This is a genomic window from Desulfonatronospira sp. (assembly GCA_003563255.1).
Lineage (GTDB): Bacteria > Desulfobacterota > Desulfovibrionia > Desulfovibrionales > Desulfonatronovibrionaceae > Desulfonatronospira.
Genome location: PWSL01000476.1, coordinates 1 through 7,858 on the forward strand (window position 1 = coordinate 1; position 7,858 = coordinate 7,858).

The 7,858-nt window shown below is 52.6% G+C and carries 9 protein-coding genes and 1 other RNA gene; all 10 read left to right on the forward strand.

What is annotated here, in order from left to right; translation table 11 throughout:
• Positions 1–525 (forward strand): DUF4416 family protein (locus tag QZP87_RS14005; protein ID WP_291323543.1); only part of this gene is annotated, 525 nt, incomplete at its 5' end.
• Positions 522–1,403, forward strand: a complete 882-nt coding sequence (locus QZP87_RS14010; RefSeq protein ID WP_291323544.1) for a YicC/YloC family endoribonuclease — start codon at positions 522–524, stop codon at positions 1,401–1,403. The genes QZP87_RS14005 and QZP87_RS14010, both read left to right, overlap by 4 nt.
• Positions 1,404–1,408: 5 nt before the next feature.
• On the forward strand, positions 1,409–1,690 hold the full coding sequence (locus QZP87_RS14015) for a DUF370 domain-containing protein (protein WP_291323545.1): 282 nt from the start codon (positions 1,409–1,411) through the stop codon (positions 1,688–1,690).
• Complete coding sequence (gmk, locus tag QZP87_RS14020; RefSeq protein ID WP_291323546.1) at positions 1,680–2,303, forward strand: guanylate kinase; 624 nt, start codon at positions 1,680–1,682, stop codon at positions 2,301–2,303. The genes QZP87_RS14015 and gmk overlap by 11 nt, the downstream gene beginning before the upstream one ends.
• Positions 2,293–3,003, forward strand: coding sequence for an orotidine-5'-phosphate decarboxylase (gene pyrF, locus QZP87_RS14025; protein ID WP_291323547.1), 711 nt, complete (start codon positions 2,293–2,295; stop codon positions 3,001–3,003). The genes gmk and pyrF overlap by 11 nt, the downstream gene beginning before the upstream one ends.
• Positions 3,004–3,014: 11 nt before the next feature.
• Positions 3,015–3,833 (forward strand): tetratricopeptide repeat protein, encoded by an 819-nt coding sequence (locus QZP87_RS14030; RefSeq protein ID WP_291323548.1) that lies wholly within the window; start codon positions 3,015–3,017, stop codon positions 3,831–3,833.
• A 217-nt stretch (positions 3,834–4,050) separates the two neighbouring features.
• On the forward strand, positions 4,051–4,908 hold the full coding sequence (locus QZP87_RS14035; protein ID WP_291323549.1) for an HDOD domain-containing protein: 858 nt from the start codon (positions 4,051–4,053) through the stop codon (positions 4,906–4,908).
• Positions 4,909–5,000: 92 nt separating this feature from the next.
• Positions 5,001–6,647, forward strand: coding sequence for a single-stranded-DNA-specific exonuclease RecJ (gene recJ, locus QZP87_RS14040; RefSeq protein ID WP_291323550.1), 1,647 nt, complete (start codon positions 5,001–5,003; stop codon positions 6,645–6,647).
• 33 nt (positions 6,648–6,680) lie between these two features.
• Complete coding sequence (locus QZP87_RS14045; protein WP_291323551.1) at positions 6,681–7,343, forward strand: VTT domain-containing protein; 663 nt, start codon at positions 6,681–6,683, stop codon at positions 7,341–7,343.
• Between the two features lie 45 nt (positions 7,344–7,388).
• Positions 7,389–7,751, forward strand: a transfer-messenger RNA (tmRNA) gene (gene ssrA, locus QZP87_RS14050).
• The last annotated feature ends 107 nt before the right edge of the window (positions 7,752–7,858 follow it).

The following is a 7,858-nucleotide window of genomic DNA, read 5'->3' on the forward strand; positions in this document are numbered from 1 at the left end:
GAAATACCCAGACCTGGCAAACTGTTTCTCTCCATCCTGAGCTCAAAGTGGGATACTTTTCAGGATGAAGTCAGGCTCTGCCTCAGCAAAAAGTTTGGCCGCGTGGATTTTGAAAGTCCTTTAATCCCCTTGACGGAAACTGATTATTACAACCGGGAACTTGGAACACCAGTTTACAGGGGCATACTTACATTCGAACCCCTGGTGGAACTCAACAGTCTGCCGGAAATAAAACTGGACACCAACAGGATTGAGTCAGAATACTCCCGGGACGGGCAACGGCTTTTCAACCTGGATCCGGGACTTTTGACCCTGGAGCGCCTGGTTCTTGGAACCGGAAAGAACTTTACGCATCGCATCTACCTGGACCGGGGCATCTGGGCCGACCTGACCCTGGTCTATACCCGGGGGGACTGGGTGGATCTGCCCTGGACCTTTCCGGATTATGCCTCGGAAAAGATAAAAAAATACCTGCGGGTCATTCGAGACAACTACCGCGAACAGTTGAAAAGAGACAAAATATGACACAAAGCATGACAGGCTACGGTCAGGCCTCACTTCAAAAGGAGAGCTGGAGCCTCAACTGGGAAATCAAGAGCGTCAACAGCCGCTATCTGGATATCAAGTGGAAAATACCACCTGCGCTCTTCTACCTGCAGCCCGGCTGGGAAAAACTGCTCAGGCGGCATGCCGTCAGGGGAAGGGTGGAGCTTTACCTGGACATGCGCATCCTGGATCCAGGCATGCTCGCCCTGGAACTGGACCGGGCCGTTGCCGGGGCCATGCTGGAGGAACTCAATAATTTTGCACGCAGCACCGGTCAAGAATTTAAACCGGACCTGAATATACTGCTTCGCATGCAGTCCATGTGGCAGGAGAGATCTTCCAGCATAAACCAGGTCCTTTTGCAGGATATGCAGGACTGCCTGGAACAGGCCCTGCTGGACTGGAACACTTCCAGGGAGCAGGAAGGGGCTCAACTTTTTCATGACCTGCGAAGCCGTCTCCGGAATATGGAGTCTATCCTGGAAAATCTTCAGGGACTGGCTGCAGAAAACGCTGGCCGGCGTTTCCAGGACCTGCGTTCCAGGGTGGACCGACTGCTTGCGGAAATGGATATGGAGGTGGACGAAAACAGGCTGTTCCAGGAGCTTGGTTTTATTGCGGACAGGCTGGATGTATCCGAGGAGATCACCCGCCTTCAGGCCCACCTGAATTCCATGCACCAGCTCCTGGAAAAACCAGGAGAGAAAGGCCGCAAGTTGGATTTTTTTCTACAGGAAGCCTTCAGGGAGATAAACACCTGCGCCAATAAATGCCAGAACACTGAAATGAGTACAATCGCTGTAGATTTTAAGACAGAACTGGAAAAATGCCGGGAGCAGGCTCAGAACCTGGAATAATCCCCATGGACAGCAACATATTCAAAACCAGGCTCAGGCTTCTGAACATAGGCTACGGCAACAGCGTAATAACATCCAGGGTGGTTTCCATTGTCAACCCCGGTTCATCCCCCATGCGCAGGCTCCGGGAGGATGCCAGGGAACGCAACCTGCTCATTGATGCCACCCAGGGACGCAAGACCAGGTCCATCCTGGTGATGGATTCCGGGCACGTGGTCCTCTCAGCCATTCAGCCCGAGACCATAGCCCAGAGACTGAAACAAGCGGAGACCAAAGATGATTCCTAGAGGCATGCTGCTGGTTATCAGTGCTCCATCCGGGGCCGGCAAAAGTACACTTATCAGAATGCTCTGCCGCGACTTCCCCGGTTTCGGGTTTTCTGTCTCATACACTACCAGGGAGCCCAGGAAAGGCGAAGTACACGGCAAAGAATATTTCTTTGTAAGCAGACTGCAATTCCAGGACCTGGCGGAACAAGGCTTCTTTGCAGAATGGGCCGAGGTGCACGGCAATTATTATGGTACACCCCGGGAGCAGATCATTAACTGTATTGAGCAAGGCCAGAGCATCATTATGGACGTTGATGTACAGGGGGCCCGGCAGATCCTGGACAACCTGAGACAAGGGGTATACCTTTTCGTGTACCCTCCCTCCCTGGAGGAACTCAGACAACGGCTTGAGAAGCGCGGAAGTGATACTGCCGATGTTATAGACAGACGTCTGCAAAACGCTGCTGCAGAGATGCTGCAAAGCGACTTTTTTGATTACTGGCTGGTCAACGATGACGTAAACACCTCCTATGTCCAGCTCAAAGCGGTTGTGCTTGCGGAAATGCTGAGACCGTACATACGACCTGGATTGGCGCAAAAAATTGCCTCAGGTGAGCGTTATGACGCGTGAGCCTGCAATCATTGTAGCCCTGGATCTCGGCAGCCGCGAGCAGGCTTTGGAGCTGGCCCGGGCCTTGAGACCCATTACAAACTGGGTAAAAATCGGTCTGGAGCTTTTTACCTCTTGCGGACCGGGCGTTGTTCATGAGATAAAACAGCTTGATTACAATATATTTCTTGATCTGAAGCTCATGGACATACCAAATACCGTCAATAAAACCGTAGGCAACTGCATACACATGGGAGTAGACATGATCACCCTGCACCTGCTCGGCGGGGAAAAAATGGTGAACGCAGCCCTGGAAGCCCGGCGGGGAATTGTTTCTCCTGGATCTCCTGGGCCGATGCTTGTGGGTGTGACCCTGCTGACCAGCCTGGACAAAACAGACCTGGCCTGGCCGGAAGACAGGAGCCTTTACTCTGTGGTACTGGACCTGGCTGCCAGGGCAAATGCATGGGGCCTGGACGGAGTAGTCTGCTCCGGACAGGAAGCTGCAGGAATAAAAGAAAGGGCTCCGGATAACTTTTGCCTGGTTACTCCCGGGATAAGGTCCGGACAGGACGCGGCTGACCAGAAAAGAGCAGTCACCCCATCCATGGCCATGACCTCCGGGGCCACGCATTTGGTAATAGGCCGTCCGGTAACCGCCTCTTCTGACCCGGCAGGGGCTCTGGTACAGGTCAGGCGTGAATTATCCGCAAACACTTGAGGAGCAAAGATATGGCCGATAATGAAAATAATCTGCCTGAGAACGGCCAGACCGCTGCAGCTTGGGACGAAAAGCAAAAAATCCAGGGGGTTTTCTCATCTCAAACCCTGGTCAAGGTGGGCACCGGCAGTACCCAGAAAAAAACTATCCAGAAGATGTACTGGTTTGTAAACCAGGTGGATGCCTACAACGTGGAGGTGCAACCTCTGAATGTCAATTACGTTCCCTCGGGGCCTAAAAAGATAGTCCCCAAAAATGAAATCCTGGAAAAGTTTTCACCGGAGCCCGAATTCTACACCTACACCGTGTTCCCCAAGATGCGCGAGCTCAACAAAACCATTGCCCGGGGCGACAGGCACCGTAAAAAGGGAGAGAGCTACAGCGCTGAATTTGAATACAACAACGCCCTTAAGGTAGACATAGAAAACATCCGGGCCAACTTCGGGCTGGGGCTGACCTATTTGGAACGCGGCGAAAAAGAAAAGGCCCAGGATATTTTCGAACGTCTGGTCAAGCTTAACGCTGCTTTTGAAGAGGAACACAAGCACCTTTTCAACGAATTCGGCATAAGTTTACGCAAGCAGAAAATGTACCAGCAGGCTCTTGAATATTACACAAGGGCCCTGGATATGGTGCAAAGCGATGAAAACCTGCACTACAATGTGGCCAGGGCTTATTTTGAGTTTAAAAGGTACGACAAAACCTTGGAGCATCTCAAAAAAGCCCTCAAACTGAACCCTGAACTGGAACACGCCAACAAATTCGTTGAATATATGAAAAAACACAACATGGTGCCCAAAGATTTAAAACTGGACAACATCGGGCAATAGGCCGGGGGACTTTCCCAATTAGTATCTGTTTAGCGCTTTGCATGTGGCAGGGGGACTGGCTCTTCCGGGACCCACTTGTCCCAAAAAATGAGATATTTTAAGCACAAAATGATGCTCAAGTGGGTCCCGGAGTGCCTGTCCCCTGCTTTCCTTGAAAGCGCTAAACAGATACCCCAATTAACAAAAATGACGCTGTAGTGTTATCAGGACCAGTATCATGAGCCAGCAACAAGGCCAGGCATTTCTGCAGAATCTCACCAGGGTCAGGGATGATCTGCCCGTACCCCCGGCCGTCCTCCGGGAGCTTTTCATAAAGGTGGAGCGGGATTCATCCTTTTCCCTGGACAGCATCAGCCGGATTGTGGCCTCGGATCAGTCCCTGGCCACCAGGGTTCTGAGCAGGGCTAATTCCGCTTATTACGGCTTTGAGGCCAGAATCTCCTCAATTTCCAGGGCTGTGAATCTAATTGGTCTTGCAGAGCTGCGCAGGATTATTCTTTCAATCAATATCAGCACACTGTCAGGGAAGGTCCGGCAACAGGACCTGGACCTGCAGGCCTACTGGGAACACCATAGTTTTACCGCTCTGATGGCACATGAACTTGCCAGGATACTTAAACGCCGGGATGCGGACGATATTTTGACTATAGGTCTTTTACACGACCTGGGCAAACTCATAACCGCCATTTACGCCCCAGATGCATGGCAACACATTTCTACCCTGGCCATGCAGACAAACACGCCCCTTTTTATCGTTGAAACAGAGTTCTGGGGCATAGACCATGCACTTGTGGGGGCCATGACCCTGCAGCTCTGGCACCTGCCCGAAACCGTCACAGAACCTGTAAACTGGCACCACCGCCCTGAGTTCGCCGGCAAGGGCTTCCGGGATCAAACAATGATTCTGGCCCTGGCCAACAATATCCAGCATTCAATGCAGTCTGGATCCGGCTATGAACCCGACCAAATCCTGCACCGGAAACTGGGCCTTGATCAAACCATGACTCATGACCTGGCTCAGGACATTAAGTCCGGCGATTCCATGCACGAACTCAAACAGCTGTTAGCAGCCTGAACATAACTTATCCACATATGTGCAGCACCTGGAATTCACGAGTTAAATGGAGGGTCATCAGTACTGAGGCTTCTTCATCGCAAATCGCCCGAATGGCTGATCAGCTTGAAATATCGCCTGTGCTTTGCAGGATACTGCACCAGAGGGGCATGACCACTCTGGACGAAATGCAGTTTTTCCTGAGCCCCGGCCTCAGATATTTAAAACCACTCGAATCATGGCCGCATCTGCAGCAGGCTGCTGATATCATCGCCTCCTCTGTAAACTCTCATGATGAGATTGCAGTCTGGGGTGATTATGATGTGGATGGAATCACCTCTACAGCTCTTTTAAAAGAGTTTTTCAGGTCCAGGGGCATTGAAATCACCAGCTACCTGCCCCACCGCATCCATGATGGATACGGGCTGAACACAGCCGGTATTGAAAAGCTGGCCGCCCAGGGGGTACGCACCCTCATCACAGTGGACTGCGGCATATCCCATCATGCTGAAATAGCCAGAGCCAAAGAACTGGGCATTCGGGTCATCCTGACGGATCACCACCAGCCCGGGCAGGAACTGCCCCCTGCTGATGCAGTCTTAAACCCCAGATGCAGTCCATGCCCCTACCCTGAACTGGCAGGTGTAGGATCGGCTTTTTTTCTTGCTGCTGCCCTCAACAAGACCTTGCCTGGACCCCAAATGGACATCCGGGACCTCCTGGACCTGGTGGCCTTGGGTACCATAGCCGACCTGGTCCCCCTGGACCGGGCCAACCGCATCCTGGTCAAAAACGGTCTGTTGCTTTTGAGCGAAGCCCGCAGGCCCGGGATATACGCCCTTAAGGAAGCCTCCGGTCTGGGAGGAGCGGATATCATCGGGGCCGGCCAGGTGGGATTCGGCCTGGGTCCGAGAATCAATGCCGCCGGCAGGCTGGATGACCCGCACCTGGCCCTGGAATTGCTCTTGAGCCGCGATCTGCAGCAGGCCCGCACCATTGCCAAAAAGCTCAATACCCTGAATAATGAAAGAAAGAAGACCGAGGACATCATCCTGGAAAAGGCCCGGGATCAGGCACAGATGTACAAAAACGACTCCGGCCTGGTCCTGTTTGACCCTGAGTGGCACTCCGGAGTCCTGGGCATAGTGGCTTCGCGCCTGGTGGATGAATTTTACCTGCCCTGCCTGGTCCTGACCCGGGAAAATGGGATTATCAAGGGGTCCGGCAGAAGCATTTCCGGTTTTAATTTATATCAGGGCCTCTGCAGCCTGAAAAGCCACCTGTCCGGATTCGGGGGGCACAGCCAGGCAGCAGGGCTGAGCATGCAGCCTGAAAACCTGGACAGCCTGCGCTCAGGCTTCAACAACGTCATCAAGGACTGCCTGGGACCGGGACCTTACCACAGGGCAATGGTCATGGACGCACGTTTGGGCCTGGACGAACTCTCTCCGGACTTTCTACAGGAACTGGAGCTCCTGCAGCCCTTCGGGCCGGAAAACCCCAGGCCGGTCTTTCAGTCTCCTCCTCTCAAAGTTGTGGAACAGAGCCTGTTCGGTAACGACAAGCACGTCAGGTTTCACCTCAAGGATACTGATTCCGGGATGCAGCTGCAGGGCCAGTTCTGGCGTCAGGGCCATAACCTCAATCACATGAGCTTCAAGGGCAAACTCCTTACTCTGGCATACACCCCGGGCATTAACATCTATCAGGGCCTGGTCAGCATCCGGCTCAACATAAAGGAAATCCTGGAAGTTTCCTGACTTCTGGTATTTCCGGTTATAATCAGGCTACCCATGTACTACAGAGGCAGTATAAAAATCATTATTCTGGCAGGCATTCTCTTTGTGGGCCTGCTCTTGCAGCAAAGCGGCGTAATTGACATCAGCCGGGAAATAGCCAGGGCCGAAAACCTGGCCCAGCTGTGGTGGTCCCCGCTGCTCTTCATCATTCTTATGGCCGTTCTTTATACCATGGCCATGCCGGCTGCCTTTTTCATCTGGGCCATGGGGGTTATCTATCATCCCTGGGCCGCCACCATCATGGTCGTTGCAGGAGGGCTTGCAGGCAGCATCGGGGCCTATTATTTTACAGGATATTTATCCAGTTCACTGCGGGAGCGGTTTTCCAGGACCCAGGCCTTCAGACTGCTGCGCCAGAATTCCGGATTCTTTCAGCTTCTAGCCATGCGCTCCCTGCCAGGATTTCCGCATGCCCTGATCAATTACAGCTGCGGGATACTGCAAATCCCCCTGGCGGCCTACATCTACAGCACCATCCTGGGATTTGCAGTCAAGGGCTATATCTATACATCTGCGGTTCACCAGGCCACTCACTACGTCCAGGAATCCGGCGCCCAGGTGGTTTCCTTTCATACTGTCTGGCCCTTGCTGCTTCTGGTATTATTTTCACTGGGCGGACTCCTCTTTCAGAAAAAATTTTTAAAAAACACTTGCTAAATCCGTAAACGTATTTATATTGTTTTTTCACGACCTGACAATTCAGGGGGCGACATGGCTTCGACGGGGATGATAGAGGCCAGGGTTGCAGGCCGAGGTGCCGCGGGGACCTCGTTAAACACGCGGCAAAAAAATAGTTGCCAAGAACAACAATTACGCAATGGCTGCTTAGAGCGGTCACGTTTCCACTCGCAGACGCCTGATAAGCGAAACGGAAGCGCCAACCCCCCATCAGGCTGGCTCTTCATGCTCTGTTCCGGGGCTTGAAGGGCGAGACTTCACCGGAACTGGTTTTCAGGGGCCTGTCCGGAGGCAACCCTGAAAACGAGAATTAAATCCGGACTAAGCCTGTAGAAACCTTGTGCTGAACATTCTCGGACGCGGGTTCGATTCCCGCCGCCTCCACCATTTACCCCTCCTATCCTATCCTGACTCATCCAAAAAGACAGTAAAAACAGACTATTACCTTTGCTTGATATCCACTCAAATCCGCATTAATCCCTTGACAGCCAGAA